This is a genomic window from Sandaracinobacteroides sayramensis (genome assembly GCF_022014495.1).
GTDB classification, from domain to species: Bacteria; Pseudomonadota; Alphaproteobacteria; order Sphingomonadales; family Sphingomonadaceae; genus Sandaracinobacteroides; species Sandaracinobacteroides sayramense.
Map to the genome: position 1 here is coordinate 31,812 of NZ_JAKLSQ010000009.1, position 16,404 is coordinate 48,215.

Below are 16,404 nucleotides of genomic sequence, written 5' to 3' on the forward strand. Positions count from 1 at the left end.
ATCAGAACACCTGGCAGAGAACTTCGCCGCCGACATTCTCGGTCCGCGCTTCCGCGTCGGAGAGAACGCCCTTCGGCGTCGAGACAATGGTGATTCCAAGGCCGTTCTTGACCCGCGGCAGTTCCTGCGCGCCGGCATAGACACGACGGCCGGGCTTCGACACGCGCGAGACGTATTGGATCGCCGGCTGGCCTTCGAAATATTTCAGCTCGATGCGGATGGTCGGCGTCGGGCCGCCCGTTTCCTCACGCGAGTAGCCGCGGATATAGCCTTCGCGCTGCAGCACGTCGAGCACGCTCGCCCTCAAGCGGGACGCGGGTGTCAGCACGCTGTCCTTCTTCGCGGACTGGCCGTTGCGGATGCGGGTGAGCATATCACCCAAGGGATCGGTCATGTTCATGTCTTGCCCTTACCAGCTCGACTTCGTGAGGCCGGGGATCAGGCCCTTGTTGCCCAGTTCCCGCAGCATCACCCGCGACAGCTTGAACTTGCGATAATAGGCGCGGCTGCGCCCCGTCAGCTCGCAGCGGTTCCGCACCCGGGTCGGGTTCGCGTTGCGCGGCAGTTCCGCGAGCTTCAGGCGGGCCATCAGGCGCTCGCCCTCGTCGCGCGTTTCGTCGTTCGCGATCTGCTTCAGCTTCTCGAACTTCGCCGCATATTGCTTGACCAGCGCCTTGCGACGCTCGTTCTTGTTCACAGAACTCAGTTTCGCCATGACTTAAGTTCCTCGTGTCTCAGGCCGCTGCCTGCTGGCGCGCTTCCGCGTCGCCAACAAAAGGCATACCGAAGTGGCGCAGAAGCGCGCGGGCTTCGTCGTCGGTTCCGGCGGTGGTGGTGATGATGATGTCCATGCCCCGGATCTTGTCGATCTTGTCGTAGGGCACTTCCGGGAAGATGATCTGCTCTTTCAGGCCCATGGCGTAGTTGCCACGGCCGTCGAAGCTCTTCGGGTTCACGCCGCGGAAATCCTTCACGCGGGGAAGCGCGATGGTGATCAGCCGGTCCAGGAACTCGAACATGCGGTCGCGGCGGAGCGTCACCTTGCAGCCGATCGGCATGCCTTCGCGCAGCTTGAACTGCGCGATCGACTTCTTGGCGCGGGTCACGACAGGCTTCTGGCCGGCGATCGCCATCATTTCGGCGGCCGCGATCTCGACCTTCTTCTTGTCCTGGGTCGCCTCGCCGACGCCCATGTTGATCACGATCTTCTCGATCTTCGGGATCTGCATCGGGTTCTTGTACCCGAACTCTTCGGTCATCGCCGCCTTGATGCGCTCTTCGTAGAGAGCCTGCATCCGGGGCTTAGCGCGTCCTTCAGCCATTGAGCACCTCACCCGAGCCCTTCAGGACCCGAACCTTCTTGCCGTCGCGCACTTCGAAACCGACGCGGGCAGCCTTGCCCGTCTTCGGATCCTTGATCGCCACGTTGGAAACGTCGATCGCAGCTTCGCGCTGCTTGATGCCGCCTTCCGGATCGGCCTGGCTCGGCTTGGTGTGGCGCGAAATCATGTTCACGCCCGACACGACGACCTTGCCTTCCTTCGGAAGCGCCTTCACCACCTCACCTTCGCGGCCCTTGTCCTTGCCGGTGAGAACGATGACGCGGTCACCCTTCTTGATTTTCGCCATGGACATCACAACACCTCCGGGGCGAGCGAAATGATCTTCATATGGCCGGTCGAGCGCAGCTCGCGCACCACGGGGCCGAAGATGCGGGTGCCGATCGGCTCCTCATTCTTGTTGATGAGGACGGCGGCGTTGCCATCGAAGCGGATCACCGACCCGTCCGGGCGGCGGATGTCTTTGGCGGTGCGAACGACGACGGCGCGGTGCACGTCCCCCTTCTTCACGCGGCCCTTGGGCGCGGCTTCCTTCACCGAGACGACGATCACGTCGCCCACGCCGGCGAAGCGGCGCTTGGAACCGCCGAGCACCTTAATGCACATCACTTCCTTGGCGCCCGAATTGTCCGCGACATCGAGCCTGGTCTGCATCTGAATCATCTCAGGCCACCTTCTCGGCGACGCCCGAAGTCGCCACCTTCTCGATCACGCGCCACGTCTTCAGCTTGCTGAGAGGCGCACATTCCTCGATCCGCACGATGTCGCCTTCCTTGATGAGGTTGGCTTCGTCATGGGCATGATATTTCTTCGAACGACGGATGATCTTGCCGTAGAGCGGGTGAGACACCTTGCGCTCCACCAGCACCACCACCGTCTTGTCCGTCTTGTCGGAGACCACCGTCCCCTGAAGCACGCGCTTGGGCATGGTATTCTCCTCAGGCTTCAGCCGCCTGCGCGGCGGAATCGGTTTTCCGGGCGCGGGCGTTCTGTTCGGTCTGGATGCGGGCGATGCTGCGGCGCACCTCCTTCACCCGGCTCGGCTTCTCCAGCTGCTGCGTCGCAGCCTGGAAGCGCAGGTTCAGCTGCTCGCGCTTCAGCGCGCTGAGCTCACCCGCCAGCTCGGCGTCCGAGCTCTTGTTATATTCCGGCTTGGCCATGGCTCAGTCCTTCTGCTCGCCGAGGCGCGTCACCATCTTCACCTTGATGGGAAGCTTGGCGGCGGCGCGTTCAAACGCACCGGCGGCCACTTCGTGGCTCACGCCGTCGATCTCGAACATGATCCGGCCGGGTTTCACCCGCGCCGCCCAATATTCCGGGTTGCCCTTGCCCGAGCCCATGCGGACTTCGGCCGGCTTCGAGGACACGGGAACGTCCGGGAAGATGCGGATCCAGAGGCGCCCCTGGCGCTTCATGTGGCGGGTGATCGCGCGGCGGGCGCTTTCGATCTGGCGCGCGGTGATCCGCTCGGGCGCCAGCGCCTTCAGGCCAAAGGCGCCGAAGTTGAGCGCGGTTCCGCCCTTGGCGTCCCCATGGATACGGCCCTTGAAGGCCTTGCGGAACTTGGTCCGTTTCGGTTGCAGCATTTTCTTTCGCCTTCAGACAGGGAATTAGCCCCCGATAAGGCGACGCTTATGAAGCGTCGCTTATCGAGCGGGCCGAACACCCGACGTTTGGGATTCCATCATGAGCCGGTCCTGCGCCATCGGGTCGTGGCCAAGGATCTCGCCCTTGTACACCCAGACCTTGATACCGCAGACGCCATAGGCCGTGTGGGCCTGGGCTTCGGCATAATCGACATTGGCGCGCAGCGTGTGCAGCGGAACCTTGCCTTCGCGGTAGGTTTCCGTGCGCGCGATCTCCGCGCCGCCCAGACGGCCGCCGCTGGTGATCTTGATGCCTTCGGCGCCGAGACGCTGGGCGGACTGCACGGCGCGCTTCATGGCGCGGCGGAAGGCCACCCGGCGCTCCAGCTGGTCGGCGATGCCTTGCGCGATCAGCTTGGCGTCGATCTCGGGCTTGCGGATTTCGACGATGTTGAGCGAGACTTCGCTCTTCGTCATCGCGCCGATCGCCTTCTTCAGCTTCTCGATGTCGGCGCCCTTCTTGCCGATGATCACGCCAGGGCGCGCGGCATAGATGGACACGCGGCACAGCTTTGCCGGACGCTCGATCACCACCTTCGAAATGGCGGCCTGCGGGTGCGCCTTCAGCACGAACTGGCGGATCTTCAGATCTTCCAGCAGCAGGCGGCCGTAGTCGTCGCCTTCGGCGTACCAGCGGCTGTCCCAGGTGCGGTTGATCTGCAGGCGAAGCCCGATGGGAGAGGATTTCTGACCCATATTATGCCTGCCCTTCTTCCGTCACGTCACGTTCCTGAACCACGATGCGAAGCCGCGAGAAGGGCTTCACGATCCGCGCCGAACGGCCGCGGGCGCGCGTGGCGAACCGCTTCATGCTGATCGACTTGCCGACCGACGCTTCCTTCACCCACAGCCGATCGATGTCGAGATTGTGGTTGTTTTCCGCGTTGGCGATCGCCGACTGAAGGCACTTCTTCACGTCGACGGCCATCGCCTTCGACGAGAAGGTCAGCGCGGTGACGGCTTCGCCGGCGTTCTTGCCGCGAATGAGGCCGGCCACCAGGTTCAGCTTGTACGGGCTGCCCCGCACGGTCGTCGCAACGGCGAGCGCCTCGCGCTCCCCTACCTTGCGACCTGCTACAGGTTTCGACATCTTAGCCTTACCTCTTCGACTTCTTGTCGGCGGCATGGCCCGGGAAGCTGCGCGTCGGCGCGAACTCACCCAGCTTCATGCCGACCATTTCCTCGGACACCGACACCGGCACGAACTTCTTGCCGTTGTAGACGCTGAACGTGTGGCCAACGAATTGCGGAAGGATGGTGGAGCGACGTGACCAGGTCTTGATCGGGCCACGGGCACCGGCTTCCACCTTCTTGAGCAGGCTCAGTTCGACGAACGGGCCTTTCCAGACGGAACGTGCCATCGCTTACCTCTTCTTCTTCGCGTGCCGCGAACGGATGATCATCTTGTCCGTCGCCTTGTTCGAACGGGTCTTGGCCCCCTTGGTCGGCTTGCCCCACGGAGTGACCGGATGGCGGCCGCCCGAGGTGCGGCCTTCACCACCGCCGTGCGGGTGGTCGACCGGGTTCTTGGCCACGCCGCGCGTCAGCGGGCGGATGCCCAGCCAGCGGTTGCGGCCGGCCTTGGCCAGATTCTGGTTCGAGTTGTCGGGGTTCGAAACCGCGCCGACCGTCGCCATGCAATCCGAACGGACATAGCGCTGCTCGCCCGAGTTCAGGCGGATGATGACCATGCCGCGATCGCGCCCGACCACCTGGATGAAGGTGCCGGCGGCGCGCGCCAGCTGGCCGCCCTTGCCGGGCTTCAGCTCGACATTGTGCACGATGGTGCCGACCGGCATCTGGCCGATCTCCATCGCGTTGCCGGGCTTCACGTCCACCTTCTTGCCGGCGACGACGCTGTCGCCCGGCGCCAGACGCTGCGGCGCCAGGATATAGGCCTGCTTGCCGTCCGGGTAGGTGATCAGGGCGATGAAGGCCGAGCGGTTCGGGTCATATTCCAGGCGCTCGACGGTCGCCGGCTGGTCCCAGATGCGCCGCTTGAAGTCGACGATCCGGTAGCGCTGCTTGTGCCCGCCGCCGATGCCGCGCGCCGTCGCATGGCCCATGTTGTTGCGGCCGCCCGACTTGGTCTTGCCCTCGGTGAGCGACTTGACCGGCTTGCCCTTCCAGAGCGCCGAGCGATCGACGAGAACCAGGCCGCGACGGGCCGGGCTCGTGGGGTTGTAATTCTTCAGTGCCATGGCGTCAGATACCCGTCGTCACGTCGATCGACTGGCCGTCCGCCAGCGTCACGATGGCCTTCTTGAGGTCGTTGCGACGGTAGGGCTTGCCCTTCCACCGCTTCGTCTTGCCCTTCTGGACAAGCGTGTTCACGTTCGCCACCTTGACGTTGAACAGCGCCTCGACAGCCGCCTTGATCTCCGGCTTCGAAGCGGTCTTCGCCACTTCGAACACCAGTTGGTTATGCTCGCCGACCAGGGTCGACTTCTCGGTGATGATGGGCTTCACCACCACGTCGAAGTGCTTCAGGTCGATCGCTTCGGAAGCCTTAGCCATTGAAACGCGCCTCCAGTTGCTCGACCGCGGCGCGGGTCAGCACCAGATGATCGTGGTTCAGGATGTCGTAGACGTTGGCGCCGACAGCCGGCAGCACGTCCACCTTGTAGAGGTTGCGGCTGGCGAGCGCGAAGTTCACATCCACGGCGGCGCCATCGATGAACAGGCCGCTCGCGACGCCCAGCTTCACCAGATTGTCCTTCAGCGCCCGCGTCTTGGCGGCGTCGAGCGACAGATTGTCGACGACGACGAGCTTGCCTTCGGCCGCCTTGGCCGAGAGCGCGACCTTGAGGCCGAGCGCGCGAACCTTCTTGTTGAGGCCGGGATTGAAATCCCGCACGCGCGGGCCATGGGCCTTGCCGCCGCCGATGAACTGCGGCGCGGCGCGGTTGCCGTGACGGGCCGTTCCGCCGCCCTTCTGGCGGCCGAACTTCTTGCCGGTGCGGGCGACGTCCGAGCGCTCACGGGCGCCGCGGGCGGTGCCGCGGCGCTTTTCCAGCTGCCAGGTCACCACGCGGTGCAGGATGTCGGCGCGCGGCTCCAGTCCGAAGACCTCCGGGTTGAGCTCGAGCTCACCGGCTTGCGCTCCGGCCAGCGTTTTCACTTGCACCTTCATCACGCTTGCTCCTCGGCAACGGCTTCAGCGGCCGGAGCCTCTTCCGCCGGGGTTTCGGCCGCCGGGGCTTCACCCGATTGCGCCGAAGACTTCACCGAGGCGGGATAGGGCGCATCGGCCGGGCGATCGACCTTCACGGAGTCGCGCACCAGCAGCCAGCCGCCCTTGGAGCCGGGAACCGAGCCGCGAACGAACAGCAGGTCGCGCGCCGTGTCGGTCAGCACGATCTCCAGATTCTGCTGGGTGCGATTCCGGTCGCCCATGTGGCCGGCCATCTTCTTGTTCTTGAAAACCTTGCCCGGATCCTGACGGTTGCCCGTGGAACCGTGCGAACGGTGCGAAACCGACACGCCGTGCGTGGCCCGCAGACCGCCGAAGCCCCAGCGCTTCATGGCGCCGGCGAAGCCCTTGCCCTGGGTAGCGCCGGTCACATCGACCAGCTGGCCGACCACGAAATGGTCGGCGGAAATCTGAGCGCCGACTTCGACCAGAGCGTCTTCCGCCACCGGGAATTCCGCGAGGATCGCCTTCGGCTCCACTTCCGCCTTGGCGAAATGGCCGCGCTCGGGCTTGGTCACATTCTTGGCCTTCGCCGAGCCCGCGCCGAGCTGGACGGCGACATAGCCATCCCGATCGGCCGTCTTCTGGGCGACGACCTGGTTCGTTTCGAGAGCCAGAACCGTGACGGGCACATGCACCCCATCTTCACGGAACAGACGGGTCATGCCCATCTTCCTGGCGATTACGCCGGTTCGCATTTCTTTTCCTTCATCAGAGGCCCTTGCCAGCACCGCATCTTGCGAGACGAACGCCTTCAAGGCTTGACCAACTCAGAGGCCCCTCGAAAAACGCCGAAGGGGCTTGGAAACATCCGCCGGGATCAGCCTTGCAGCTTGATCTCGACATCCACACCCGCCGCGAGGTCGAGCTTCATCAAAGCATCCACCGTCTGCGGAGTCGGCTTCACGATGTCGAGCAGCCGCTTGTAGGTCCGGACTTCGAACTGCTCGCGCGACTTCTTGTCGACGTGCGGCGAGCGGTTGACCGTGAACTTCTCGATCCGGGTCGGAAGGGGAATAGGACCGCGAACATCGGCACCCGTGCGCTTTGCAGTGTCGGCAATCTCTCCGGTCGCGGCGTCCAGCACGCGGTGGTCGAAAGCCTTCAGACGGATGCGAATATTCTGCGTTTCCATTTACCCAACTCTTTTCAGTCCGGCAGAGCATCGCCCAAAGGGGACATCTCTCCACCGATTTCAAACCAGGATCGACAGTTCAAACAGCCGAGCCGAAACCCAAGGTTTTCACCCCGGGCCCCGGCCCAAAAGCAATCCCGCCCTGCCGATGACGAATCACCGGCTGGGCGGGAGGCGGCTCTATATTACTTAATGATCGTCGCGACAACCCCTGCGCCGACGGTCCGGCCACCTTCGCGGATGGCGAAACGCAGGCCCTGGTCCATGGCGATCGGAGCGATCAGCTTGACGGTCAGCGCGATGTTGTCGCCGGGCATGACCATCTCGGTGCCTTCCGGCAGCTCGACGGTGCCGGTGACGTCCGTCGTGCGGAAGTAGAATTGCGGACGATAGTTGGCGAAGAACGGCGTGTGGCGGCCGCCTTCGTCCTTCGACAGCACATAGACCTCGGCCTTGAAGTCGGTGTGCGGGGTGATCGAGCCGGGCTTGGCCAGAACCTGGCCGCGCTCGACGTCTTCCCGCTTCGTGCCGCGCAGCAGCGCGCCGATGTTGTCGCCGGCCTGGCCCTGGTCGAGCAGCTTGCGGAACATTTCGACGCCGGTCACCGTCGTCTTCACGGTGTCCTTGATGCCGACGATCTCGACTTCCTCACCGACCTTGACGATTCCGGTTTCGACACGGCCGGTCACCACGGTGCCGCGGCCCGAGATCGAGAACACGTCTTCGATCGGCATCAGGAACGGCTTGTCCAGCGGACGCTCCGGCTGCGGGATGTAGGCGTCGACGGCGGACATCAGTTCCAGAACGGCGTTGCGGCCGATTTCCGGGCTCTTGTCTTCCAGCGCCATCAGCGCCGAACCCTTGACGATCGGAATATCGTCGCCCGGGAAGTCGTACTTCGACAGAAGCTCGCGGATTTCCAGCTCGACGAGTTCGAGGATTTCCGGGTCGTCGACCTGGTCGACCTTGTTCATGAACACCACGAGGGCCGGCACGCCGACCTGACGGGCGAGCAGGATGTGCTCGCGAGTCTGCGGCATCGGGCCGTCGGTCGCGGAGACGACGAGGATCGCCCCGTCCATCTGCGCGGCGCCGGTGATCATGTTCTTCACATAGTCGGCGTGGCCCGGGCAGTCGACGTGCGCATAGTGGCGGTCGGCGGTTTCATACTCGACGTGCGACGTCGAGATGGTGATGCCGCGCTCGCGCTCTTCGGGAGCCTTGTCGATGTTGGCATAGTCGACAAAGGTCGCGCCGCCGGTTTCGGCCAGCACCTTGGTGATGGCCGCGGTCAGCGAGGTCTTGCCATGGTCGACGTGACCGATGGTGCCGATGTTGACGTGCGGCTTATTCCGCTCAAACTTCGCCTTCGCCATTTGGTTTTCCTCTTTGCTTTAATCGTTTGTGTTCAGATCAGCTGGGCAATCAGCCCATTTTCGCCTTCACTTCTTCGGCCACGTTCGAAGGCACTTCTTCATAGTGGCTGAACTGCATCGAATATTGCGCCCGGCCCTGCGTCATCGAACGCAGCTGGTTCACATATCCGAACATGTTCGCCAGCGGCACCATGGCTTCGATCACCTGGGCGTTGCCCCGGCTGTCGGTGCCCTGGATCTGGCCACGGCGGCTGTTCAGGTCGCCGATGCAATCGCCCATGAAGTCTTCGGGCGTCACCACTTCCACCTTCATCATCGGCTCGAGCAGCTTGATTCCGGCCTTGGTGGCGGCTTCGCGCATCGCGCCGCGGCCGGTGATTTCGAAGGCCAGCGCCGACGAGTCGACGTCGTGATAGGCGCCGTCCACCAGCGTGGCGGTGAAGTCGATGATCGGGAAGCCGATCAGCGAGCCGGATTCCGCGACTTCGCGAATGCCCTTCTCGACGGCGGGGATATATTCGCGCGGCACGTTGCCGCCCTTCACTTCGTCGACGAACACCACGCCCGTGCCGCGCTCGCCCGGCTCGACCACGATCTTCACGCGGCCGAACTGGCCGGAGCCGCCCGACTGCTTCTTGTGGGTGTAGTCCACTTCGACCTTGCGGGCGAGCGACTCACGATAGGCCACCTGCGGCGCGCCGACATTGGCTTCCACCTTGAACTCGCGCTTCATGCGGTCGACGAGGATTTCCAGGTGAAGTTCGCCCATCCCCTTGATGATCGTCTGGCCCGACTCGATGTCGGAGGTCACGCGGAAGCTCGGGTCTTCCTGCGCCAGGCGGTTGAGGGCGATGCCCATCTTCTCCTGGTCGGCCTTGGTCTTGGGCTCCACGGCCACTTCGATGACGGGCTCGGGGAATTCCATGCGCTCGAGTATGATCGGCTTCAGCGGCGCGCAGAGCGTGTCGCCGGTGGTCGTTTCCTTGAGGCCGACCAGCGCGACGATGTCGCCGGCATAGGCTTCCTTGATGTCCTCGCGGTTGTTGGCGTGCATCAGCAGCATGCGGCCGATCTTCTCGCGCTTGTCCTTCACCGAGTTCAGCACGGTCGTGCCGGTTTCCATCTTGCCCGAGTAGATGCGCGCGAAGGTCAGCGAGCCGACGAACGGATCGCTCATGATCTTGAACGCCAGCGCGCTGAACGGCGCATCGTCGCTGGTTTCGCGGCTGTCGGCTTCCTCGGTGCCCGGCTTCACGCCCTGCACGTCCGGAATGTCGATCGGGCTCGGCAGATAGTCGATCACCGAATCCAGCAGCGGCTGCACGCCCTTGTTCTTGAACGAGGAGCCGCAGAGCACCGGCACGAAGTCGAACGCCAGCGTGCCCTTGCGGATCAGCTTCTTCAGCGTCGCCGTGTCGGGCTCATTGCCTTCCAGATAGGCTTCCATCGCCGCATCGTCCTGCTCGACGGCGATTTCGATGAGCTCGGCCCGCATGGCGGCGGCCTTGTCCTTCAGCTCGTCCGGAATCTCGCGATATTCGAACTTCGCGCCCAGCGACTCGTCCAGCCAGACGATGGCGCGATTCTCGACGAGGTCGACGAGGCCGATGAAGTCGCTCTCGATCCCGATCGGGAAGTAGAGAACGGCCGGGCGGGCGCCCAGACGGTCCTTGATCATCTGCACGCAGCGTTCGAAGTTGGCGCCGGTGCGGTCCAGCTTGTTCACATAGCACATGCGCGGGACGCGATATTTGTCGGCCTGGCGCCACACCGTTTCCGATTGCGGCTCCACGCCGGCCACGCCGTCGAAGCAGGTGATGGCGCCGTCGAGCACGCGCAGGCTGCGCTCGACTTCGATGGTGAAGTCGACGTGGCCGGGCGTGTCGATGATGTTGATGCGGTGGTCGTTCCAGAAACAGGTGGTGGCGGCGGAGGTGATGGTGATGCCCCGCTCCTGCTCTTGCTCCATCCAGTCCATCGTCGCCGTGCCTTCATGCACTTCGCCGATCTTGTAGGACTTTCCGGTGTAATAGAGGATCCGCTCGGTCGTGGTCGTCTTGCCGGCATCGATGTGCGCCATGATGCCGATGTTGCGATACTTTTCGAGCGGGTGAGTGCGGGGCATGGAGAACTCCGGATTACTTAAGGTTTCGAACTACCAGCGGTAGTGCGAGAAGGCGCGGTTGGCTTCGGCCATCTTGTGCGTGTCTTCCCGCTTCTTCACGGCCGCGCCCCGGTTGTTGGAGGCTTCCATGAGCTCGGCGGACAGACGGGCCGACATGGTCTTTTCCGGACGGTTGCGCGCCGAGGCGATCAGCCAGCGGATGGCCAGCGCCTGCGCGCGCTCGGGACGGACTTCGACCGGAACCTGATAAGTCGCGCCGCCGACCCGGCGGGAGCGGACTTCGACGAGCGGGCGCACATTGGCCAGCGCGTCGTGGAAGACGCCGATCGGGTCGCGCTTGGCGCGCTGCTCGATGACGTCGAGGGCCGAATAGACGATCGTCTCGGCGACCGACTTCTTCCCCTCGTACATCACGAGGTTCATGAACTTGGTGAGGACCTGATCTCCGTAGCGGGGATCGGGCAGGATTTCGCGCTTCTCGGGGCGACGACGACGTGACATTGGCTTGGTCTCCCCAGCTTACTTCGGACGCTTCGCGCCGTACTTCGAGCGCGATTGCTTGCGGTTCTTGACGCCTTGCGTGTCGAGCACGCCGCGGAGCACGTGGTAACGCACGCCGGGCAAATCCTTCACGCGGCCGCCGCGAATCAGAACCACCGAGTGTTCCTGAAGGTTGTGGCCTTCACCGGGGATGTAGCCGATCACCTCGAAACCGTTGGTGAGACGGATCTTGGCGACCTTGCGAAGCGCCGAGTTCGGCTTCTTCGGAGTCGTCGTATAGACACGGGTGCACACGCCGCGCTTCTGCGGGCAGGCCTCCATCGCGGGGACCTTGTTGCGCGCCTTCTGCGGTTCGCGGCCCTTGCGAATCAACTGGTTGATAGTGGGCATTCGGTTTCGGACTTCCTTGGCGTTCGGCGCGCCTCCCCCATGGAGGCCCGCCTACTCCAGCCCCGGACCGCCCATTTCGCCACCGGCTGTTCCCCGGGGGCTCCACGGCATAAGCGCGAGCAACCCCAAAGGGCTGCTCGCCGCGCGGCTCGGCCTGTCGTATCTCTTTCGCCTGTCGGGGCAATGGCGGCGGAACCGCGCACCGCCCAAAAAGCGAGCGCCGCCCTTATCTCCGCTTCCCGCAAAGGTCAACTGCCCTGCCACTTGGCCGGCGCCGCATCCAGACGCCCTTACCTGAATTGCGCGCCGGCTTCAGGGGAGCCGGCTTCAGGGGAAATGCGGCCCGGGCCGTTCGGGAAGCGCTTCGTAATGCACGAGGCTGGGCTTTTCCGGCAATGGCATGGGCTGGCCGGCGCGGAAAGCCCATTCCCCCCGGTCGCAATCCGCAGCGCTCACATAGCCGTTGATGAAGAAGCGCCGGGCGTGGGGCGACCTGTTCTCCCCGGAAGCGTGCAGGGTGTAGGGGCTCCACAAGGCGAGGTCGCCGGGTTCCAGCCGCAGGTCCACCGCTTCGCCGGGGTCGAGGCCGGCCAGCCTCAGGTCGGCGTCGGAAACCGGCCGGCCCAGCACGCCTTCGTCGGCGCGCAGATGCAGGTCCCCCAGCCTGTGCGAGCCGGGAATCAGCCTGAGCCCCCCGCTTTCAGGCCCGTGCGGGTCGATCGCCAGCCCGGTCTGCACATAGCTGCCGGCAAGGTTGCGATAGGCGGAGGCCGGGCGGCGCGAGCGGCTGTCCTGGTGCCAGGCGAAATCTCCGCCGGAGCCGCCACCGCCCGCCTTCCAGTGAATCTGGTGGATGATCTGCTTGATATCGCGCCCGATCAGCGGCTCCAGCAGCGCCAGGAAACGCGGATGGGTGCGAAACGCATCCAGTTCCGGGAAGCGCCAGCAGGGCCATTGCGCCATCTGCACATGCGGCCCGCCATCGGTTCGCCCGAGCCGATAGAAGAGATTGCCGTGCCGGAAGCTTCGCCCTTCCCTTTGCGCCTCGGCCCGGACCCGGTCCACCGTCGCGGAAAGCGCGGCCAGTTCGCCGGCCGGCCAGAAGCCGCGGACAATGGCGTAGCCCCGCTCGCGGTAGCTTTCAACAAGCGGGTCGGTATCCGGCATGGCCGCCCGATAATGCCCTGCTTTCGTTACGGAACCAAGCGTCTGCGGAGGGCGGCGGAAAAAGGGTGGGCGGCATCCGCGTCTCGCGCCACATTGGCGCGAGACGCGGATGCATCGCTTCGTTACAGGCGGGGGATGGCCAATCAGCGCATCCTCCCCGCCCTCGCCGCCCTTGGCGGTTTTCTCGCCGTCACCATCGGGTCTTTCGGCGCCCATGCCATCCAGGACCCGCAGGCGCGGGAATGGATCGCCACCGCCGCCCAGTTCCAGCTGCCGCACAGCGCCGCCGTGTTCGCCCTGCTCGCCTGGCGGCCGCATGCGGGCGCGGTGCGGCTGTCCGCCTGGCTGCTGGCGCTGGGCAGCCTGGCCTTCGCGGGTTCGCTTCAGGCGCTGGGGCTGGGGGCGCCGCGCGCGGTGGCGATGCTGGCGCCAGTGGGCGGCACGGTGATGGCGGCCGGCTGGGCCATTCTTGCCATCGCCGCCCTTTCGGGGGCCGCCCGCATCCGGCGCTGACGGGGCTTGCCGGCCCCGGCCTTTAAAGCCCCAATCTTCCCGGCCCCAGTCTTCCCGGCCCCAATCTTCCCGGCCTCAGTCCGCCAGACCGTGGCAGTGCTTGTATTTCCGGCCCGAGCCGCAGGGGCACAGGGTGTTGCGCGAAACTGTGCGCGGCCAGCTTTCCGGGTCTTCGGGCGCGAAATCGGCGCCGAACAGATGCGCGACGCTGCGGGCCGCCTCCACCTCGTCGGTCGAAAGCAAATCGCCCATGGCGAACACGCCGGGCGCCGCCGAAGCTGCCCGATCGCCGAAGGCGAAGCCGAGCCCGTCTGACGGCAGGCGGTCCGAAGGGAGACGGGGGCCGCCATCCAGCTTCAGGAAATCGGGCAGTTCGGGAAGGTCCGGCAGCGCCGACGCATCCGGCATGCGGAATTCAGCGAAGGCCAGCATCTTCGTCACATCCTCGCGCACCTGGCGCAGCATGCGTTCGAAAAGCTGGAAGGCTTCCGCCTTATATTCGTTGATCGGCTGCTTCTGCGCGTAGGCGCGCAGGTGCACCACCTGCCGCAGGGCATCCAGCGTCGCCAGATGCTCCTTCCAATAATGGTCGAGGCTTTGCAGCAGGAAGTTCTTTTCCACCTGGATCCAGCTTTCGGCCGGAACCCCTTCCTGCTTCGCCGCCATCTTCTCGTCCATGAGCGCGTTCAGCCGCTCGATGAAGATCTCCTGGTCGACCGCATTCTCCTTCACCCAATCCTCCAGCGGGACGATCAGGTTCAGCTCGGTTTCGGCGGCGGCCTTCATCCCGGCGATATCCCATTGCTCGGGATAGCTGCCGATGGGGGCGTGGGCGGAAACCAGATCGGCCACGGTGTCGCGGCGGAATTCCTCAACGATGTCGGAGACCTTGTCGGCGTCCATGATGTCGGCGCGCTGTTCATAGACGACCTTGCGCTGGTCGTTCATCACATCGTCATACTGGAGAAGCTGCTTGCGCACATCATAGTTGCGCGCTTCCACCTTCTTCTGCGCCGTCTCGATCGCCTTGGAGATCCAGGGGTGGACGATCGCCTCGCCATCCTCCAGCCCGGAGTTCATCACCCGCGTCAGCATGTTCTGCTGGCCGAAGATGCGCAGCAGATCGTCGTCTAGGCTGAGGTAGAAGCGCGACAGGCCCGGGTCGCCCTGCCGGCCGGAGCGGCCGCGCAGCTGGTTGTCGATCCGGCGGCTCTCGTGCCGCTCGGTGCCCAGCACGAACAGGCCGCCGGCCTCGCGCACCTTCTCGCGCTCGGCCTTCACCTCTTCCCGGATGCGGGCGATGGCGGCCTCGCGCTCGGCGCCCTCGGGCACCTGCGACAGCTCGTCCTCGACTCGGAACTCGACATTGCCGCCCAACTGGATGTCGGTGCCGCGGCCGGCCATGTTGGTGGCGATCGTCACCGCGCCCAGCCGTCCGGCCTGCGCCACGATATGCGCCTCGCTTTCATGGTAGCGCGCGTTCAGCACCGAATGCTTCACCTTCGCGTCGGTCAGGAACTTCGAAAGCGCTTCCGACTTCTCGATGGAGACGGTGCCCACCAGCACCGGCTGGCCGCTCTTCGCCTTCTCGCCGATGGCCTTCACGATCGCCGCGAACTTGTCGGCCTCGTTCTTGTAGAATTCGTCCTGGTCGTCCTGCCGCTTCACCGGCAGGTTGGTGGGAATCTCCACCACATTCAGCTTGTAGATGTCGTAGAATTCCGGCGCTTCGGTGGACGCCGTGCCGGTCATCCCCGACAGCTTCGGGTAGAGGCGGAAGTAATTCTGGAAGGTGATCGAGGCCAGGGTCTGGTTCTCGGGCTTGATGTCCACCCCTTCCTTCGCCTCCACCGCCTGGTGCAGGCCGTCCGACCAGCGGCGGCCGTCCATCATCCGGCCGGTGAACTCGTCGATGATCACCACCTTGCCGTCGCGGACGATATAGTCGGTGTCGAGGCGGAACATGTGCACGGCGCGCAGCGCCTGGTTCAGATGGTGGACGACCTGGGTGTTCTCGAAGTCGTAGAGATTGTCGCCTTCCAGCAGGCCGGCCGCTTCCAGCGCCCGCTCGGCGAATTCCGTGCCGCCTTCCGTCAGGATGATCGACTTCGCCTTCTCGTCCTTCTCATAATGTTCGGGGCGGAAGGTCTTCACGATCACATCGACCTGGCGGTAGAGCTCGCTCTTGTCGTCGGTCGGCCCGGAAATGATGAGCGGGGTGCGCGCCTCGTCGATCAGGATCGAGTCCACCTCGTCGACGATGGCGTGGTTGAAGGCGCGCTGCACCATCTGCGCGCGCTCATATTTCATATTGTCGCGCAGATAGTCGAAGCCGAACTCGTTGTTGGTGCCATAGGTGACGTCGGCCTCGTAGGACAGGCGGCGCTCGACATCGTGCATGTTGGGCAGGATGGCGCCGACCGTCAGCCCCAGCCAGCGGTGGACGCGGCCCATCCACTCGCTGTCGCGCTTGGCCAGATAGTCGTTGACGGTGACGACATGGACGCCCTTGCCTTCCAGCGCATTGAGATAGGTGGCGGTGGTGGCGACCAGCGTCTTGCCCTCACCCGTGCGCATCTCGGCGATCTCGCCCCGGTGCAGCACGATTCCGCCCACCAACTGCACGTCGAAGTGGCGCATGCCCAGCACCCGCTTCGAGGCTTCGCGGACGGTGGCGAAGGCTTCGGGCAGCAGATTGTCGAGCTTCTCGCCGCTCGCCAGCCGCTCGCGGAAGATGCGGGTCTGGTCCTGCAGCTCCTCGTCGCCCATCGCCTCATATCTGGGCTCCAGCGCGTTGATCTGCCGCACGGTCGGCTGCAGCGATTTCACAAAGCGTTCGTTGGAGGAGCCGAAAATCGCCTTCGCGACCTTGTTCAAGCCGAGCATGGAGTGCCTTCACGAAACGGGGCCGGCAAGCGGAACCGCAGCCGGCGTAACGCCGCGTCAAATAGGAAGCGTCCCCCAATGCGTCAATTGCGGGCGCTCGAAAAGCCCTGCCGGGATGCGCGAGGCTTCGGT

23 protein-coding genes are annotated in these 16,404 nt (G+C 64.6%); 1 reads left to right on the forward strand and 22 read right to left on the reverse strand.

From position 1 onward, the window contains the following. Position 1: 1 nt before the first annotated feature. The 21 genes from rpsH to L6Q21_RS07450 all read right to left on the reverse strand — a co-directional run bounded on the left by rpsH (position 2) and on the right by L6Q21_RS07450 (position 12,873). Positions 2-400, reverse strand: coding sequence for a 30S ribosomal protein S8 (rpsH, locus tag L6Q21_RS07350; RefSeq protein WP_237830145.1), 399 nt, complete (start codon positions 398-400; stop codon positions 2-4). Between the two features lie 9 nt (positions 401-409). Next, positions 410-715: a 30S ribosomal protein S14 gene (rpsN, locus tag L6Q21_RS07355; RefSeq protein ID WP_237830146.1), complete on the reverse strand. Its 306-nt coding sequence runs from the start codon at positions 713-715 to the stop codon at positions 410-412. Between the two features lie 19 nt (positions 716-734). Further along, on the reverse strand, positions 735-1,322 hold the full coding sequence (rplE, locus tag L6Q21_RS07360) for a 50S ribosomal protein L5 (protein WP_237830147.1): 588 nt from the start codon (positions 1,320-1,322) through the stop codon (positions 735-737). Further along, positions 1,315-1,635: a 50S ribosomal protein L24 gene (gene rplX, locus L6Q21_RS07365; RefSeq protein ID WP_237830266.1), complete on the reverse strand. Its 321-nt coding sequence runs from the start codon at positions 1,633-1,635 to the stop codon at positions 1,315-1,317. The genes rplE and rplX overlap by 8 nt, the downstream gene beginning before the upstream one ends. After that, positions 1,635-2,003 carry a 50S ribosomal protein L14 gene (gene rplN / locus L6Q21_RS07370; protein WP_237830148.1) on the reverse strand — a complete coding sequence of 123 codons (369 nt, stop codon included), beginning with the start codon at positions 2,001-2,003 and terminating at the stop codon, positions 1,635-1,637. The genes rplX and rplN overlap by 1 nt, the downstream gene beginning before the upstream one ends. A 1-nt stretch (position 2,004) precedes the next feature. Further along, a complete protein-coding gene (gene rpsQ, locus L6Q21_RS07375) occupies positions 2,005-2,268 on the reverse strand; it encodes a 30S ribosomal protein S17 (protein ID WP_237830149.1) in 264 nt (87 codons plus the stop codon). Between the two features lie 10 nt (positions 2,269-2,278). Next, positions 2,279-2,500, reverse strand: a complete 222-nt coding sequence (gene rpmC, locus L6Q21_RS07380; protein WP_237830150.1) for a 50S ribosomal protein L29 — start codon at positions 2,498-2,500, stop codon at positions 2,279-2,281. A gap of 3 nt (positions 2,501-2,503) precedes the next feature. Beyond that, a complete protein-coding gene (gene rplP, locus L6Q21_RS07385; RefSeq protein ID WP_237830151.1) occupies positions 2,504-2,926 on the reverse strand; it encodes a 50S ribosomal protein L16 in 423 nt (140 codons plus the stop codon). 60 nt (positions 2,927-2,986) lie between these two features. Then, positions 2,987-3,682: a 30S ribosomal protein S3 gene (gene rpsC, locus L6Q21_RS07390; protein WP_237830152.1), complete on the reverse strand. Its 696-nt coding sequence runs from the start codon at positions 3,680-3,682 to the stop codon at positions 2,987-2,989. A gap of 1 nt (position 3,683) precedes the next feature. After that, positions 3,684-4,076 carry a 50S ribosomal protein L22 gene (gene rplV / locus L6Q21_RS07395; RefSeq protein WP_237830153.1) on the reverse strand — a complete coding sequence of 131 codons (393 nt, stop codon included), beginning with the start codon at positions 4,074-4,076 and terminating at the stop codon, positions 3,684-3,686. A 7-nt stretch (positions 4,077-4,083) separates the two neighbouring features. Further along, the gene (rpsS, locus tag L6Q21_RS07400; RefSeq protein WP_237830154.1) at positions 4,084-4,347 is read right to left on the reverse strand and encodes a 30S ribosomal protein S19; all 264 of its coding nucleotides are present in this window, start codon (positions 4,345-4,347) and stop codon (positions 4,084-4,086) included. 3 nt (positions 4,348-4,350) lie between these two features. Further along, positions 4,351-5,187 carry a 50S ribosomal protein L2 gene (gene rplB / locus L6Q21_RS07405; RefSeq protein ID WP_237830155.1) on the reverse strand — a complete coding sequence of 279 codons (837 nt, stop codon included), beginning with the start codon at positions 5,185-5,187 and terminating at the stop codon, positions 4,351-4,353. Positions 5,188-5,191: 4 nt separating this feature from the next. Then, the gene (locus L6Q21_RS07410; protein ID WP_237830156.1) at positions 5,192-5,503 is read right to left on the reverse strand and encodes a 50S ribosomal protein L23; all 312 of its coding nucleotides are present in this window, start codon (positions 5,501-5,503) and stop codon (positions 5,192-5,194) included. Continuing rightward, entirely contained in the window at positions 5,496-6,119 is a 624-nt protein-coding gene (gene rplD, locus L6Q21_RS07415; protein ID WP_237830267.1) for a 50S ribosomal protein L4, read from the reverse strand. The genes L6Q21_RS07410 and rplD overlap by 8 nt, the downstream gene beginning before the upstream one ends. Then, a complete protein-coding gene (gene rplC / locus L6Q21_RS07420; RefSeq protein ID WP_237830157.1) occupies positions 6,119-6,877 on the reverse strand; it encodes a 50S ribosomal protein L3 in 759 nt (252 codons plus the stop codon). Before rplC ends, rplD begins: the two co-directional genes overlap by 1 nt. A 122-nt stretch (positions 6,878-6,999) precedes the next feature. After that, on the reverse strand, positions 7,000-7,314 hold the full coding sequence (rpsJ, locus tag L6Q21_RS07425; protein ID WP_140927701.1) for a 30S ribosomal protein S10: 315 nt from the start codon (positions 7,312-7,314) through the stop codon (positions 7,000-7,002). Between the two features lie 185 nt (positions 7,315-7,499). Next, on the reverse strand, positions 7,500-8,690 hold the full coding sequence (gene tuf, locus L6Q21_RS07430) for an elongation factor Tu (protein ID WP_237830158.1): 1,191 nt from the start codon (positions 8,688-8,690) through the stop codon (positions 7,500-7,502). 49 nt (positions 8,691-8,739) lie between these two features. Continuing rightward, on the reverse strand, positions 8,740-10,815 hold the full coding sequence (gene fusA / locus L6Q21_RS07435) for an elongation factor G (protein ID WP_237830159.1): 2,076 nt from the start codon (positions 10,813-10,815) through the stop codon (positions 8,740-8,742). Between the two features lie 30 nt (positions 10,816-10,845). Then, the gene (gene rpsG / locus L6Q21_RS07440; RefSeq protein WP_237830160.1) at positions 10,846-11,316 is read right to left on the reverse strand and encodes a 30S ribosomal protein S7; all 471 of its coding nucleotides are present in this window, start codon (positions 11,314-11,316) and stop codon (positions 10,846-10,848) included. A gap of 18 nt (positions 11,317-11,334) precedes the next feature. After that, positions 11,335-11,706, reverse strand: coding sequence for a 30S ribosomal protein S12 (rpsL, locus tag L6Q21_RS07445; RefSeq protein WP_152577498.1), 372 nt, complete (start codon positions 11,704-11,706; stop codon positions 11,335-11,337). Positions 11,707-12,033: 327 nt separating this feature from the next. Next, positions 12,034-12,873 carry a phytanoyl-CoA dioxygenase family protein gene (locus L6Q21_RS07450; RefSeq protein ID WP_237830161.1) on the reverse strand — a complete coding sequence of 280 codons (840 nt, stop codon included), beginning with the start codon at positions 12,871-12,873 and terminating at the stop codon, positions 12,034-12,036. Positions 12,874-13,008: 135 nt separating this feature from the next. Here L6Q21_RS07450 and L6Q21_RS07455 point away from each other — a divergent pair, with 135 nt between their 5' ends. After that, positions 13,009-13,386, forward strand: a complete 378-nt coding sequence (locus L6Q21_RS07455) for a DUF423 domain-containing protein (RefSeq protein WP_237830162.1) — start codon at positions 13,009-13,011, stop codon at positions 13,384-13,386. A 75-nt stretch (positions 13,387-13,461) separates the two neighbouring features. Here the strand turns inward: L6Q21_RS07455 and secA are convergent, their stop codons facing one another. Continuing rightward, entirely contained in the window at positions 13,462-16,272 is a 2,811-nt protein-coding gene (gene secA, locus L6Q21_RS07460; RefSeq protein ID WP_237830163.1) for a preprotein translocase subunit SecA, read from the reverse strand. Between the last annotated feature and the right edge of the window lie 132 nt (positions 16,273-16,404).

Coding starts and splice junctions, on each gene's coding strand:
- rplN (WP_237830148.1), bottom strand. CDS start 2,003: ATGATTCAGATGCAGACCAGGCTCGATGTCGCGGACAATTCGGGCGCC.
- rplC (WP_237830157.1), bottom strand. CDS start 6,877: ATGCGAACCGGCGTAATCGCCAGGAAGATGGGCATGACCCGTCTGTTC.
- fusA (WP_237830159.1), bottom strand. CDS start 10,815: ATGCCCCGCACTCACCCGCTCGAAAAGTATCGCAACATCGGCATCATG.
- L6Q21_RS07455 (WP_237830162.1), top strand. CDS start 13,009: ATGGCCAATCAGCGCATCCTCCCCGCCCTCGCCGCCCTTGGCGGTTTT.
- rplP (WP_237830151.1), bottom strand. CDS start 2,926: ATGCTGCAACCGAAACGGACCAAGTTCCGCAAGGCCTTCAAGGGCCGT.
- rplX (WP_237830266.1), bottom strand. CDS start 1,635: ATGTCCATGGCGAAAATCAAGAAGGGTGACCGCGTCATCGTTCTCACC.
- rpsC (WP_237830152.1), bottom strand. CDS start 3,682: ATGGGTCAGAAATCCTCTCCCATCGGGCTTCGCCTGCAGATCAACCGC.
- rplE (WP_237830147.1), bottom strand. CDS start 1,322: ATGGCTGAAGGACGCGCTAAGCCCCGGATGCAGGCTCTCTACGAAGAG.
- L6Q21_RS07410 (WP_237830156.1), bottom strand. CDS start 5,503: ATGGCTAAGGCTTCCGAAGCGATCGACCTGAAGCACTTCGACGTGGTG.
- rpmC (WP_237830150.1), bottom strand. CDS start 2,500: ATGGCCAAGCCGGAATATAACAAGAGCTCGGACGCCGAGCTGGCGGGT.
- rpsL (WP_152577498.1), bottom strand. CDS start 11,706: ATGCCCACTATCAACCAGTTGATTCGCAAGGGCCGCGAACCGCAGAAG.
- L6Q21_RS07450 (WP_237830161.1), bottom strand. CDS start 12,873: ATGCCGGATACCGACCCGCTTGTTGAAAGCTACCGCGAGCGGGGCTAC.
- rpsG (WP_237830160.1), bottom strand. CDS start 11,316: ATGTCACGTCGTCGTCGCCCCGAGAAGCGCGAAATCCTGCCCGATCCC.
- rplB (WP_237830155.1), bottom strand. CDS start 5,187: ATGGCACTGAAGAATTACAACCCCACGAGCCCGGCCCGTCGCGGCCTG.
- rpsN (WP_237830146.1), bottom strand. CDS start 715: ATGGCGAAACTGAGTTCTGTGAACAAGAACGAGCGTCGCAAGGCGCTG.
- rpsH (WP_237830145.1), bottom strand. CDS start 400: ATGAACATGACCGATCCCTTGGGTGATATGCTCACCCGCATCCGCAAC.
- tuf (WP_237830158.1), bottom strand. CDS start 8,690: ATGGCGAAGGCGAAGTTTGAGCGGAATAAGCCGCACGTCAACATCGGC.
- rpsS (WP_237830154.1), bottom strand. CDS start 4,347: ATGGCACGTTCCGTCTGGAAAGGCCCGTTCGTCGAACTGAGCCTGCTC.
- rpsJ (WP_140927701.1), bottom strand. CDS start 7,314: ATGGAAACGCAGAATATTCGCATCCGTCTGAAGGCTTTCGACCACCGC.
- rplV (WP_237830153.1), bottom strand. CDS start 4,076: ATGTCGAAACCTGTAGCAGGTCGCAAGGTAGGGGAGCGCGAGGCGCTC.
- rplD (WP_237830267.1), bottom strand. CDS start 6,119: ATGAAGGTGCAAGTGAAAACGCTGGCCGGAGCGCAAGCCGGTGAGCTC.
- secA (WP_237830163.1), bottom strand. CDS start 16,272: ATGCTCGGCTTGAACAAGGTCGCGAAGGCGATTTTCGGCTCCTCCAAC.
- rpsQ (WP_237830149.1), bottom strand. CDS start 2,268: ATGCCCAAGCGCGTGCTTCAGGGGACGGTGGTCTCCGACAAGACGGAC.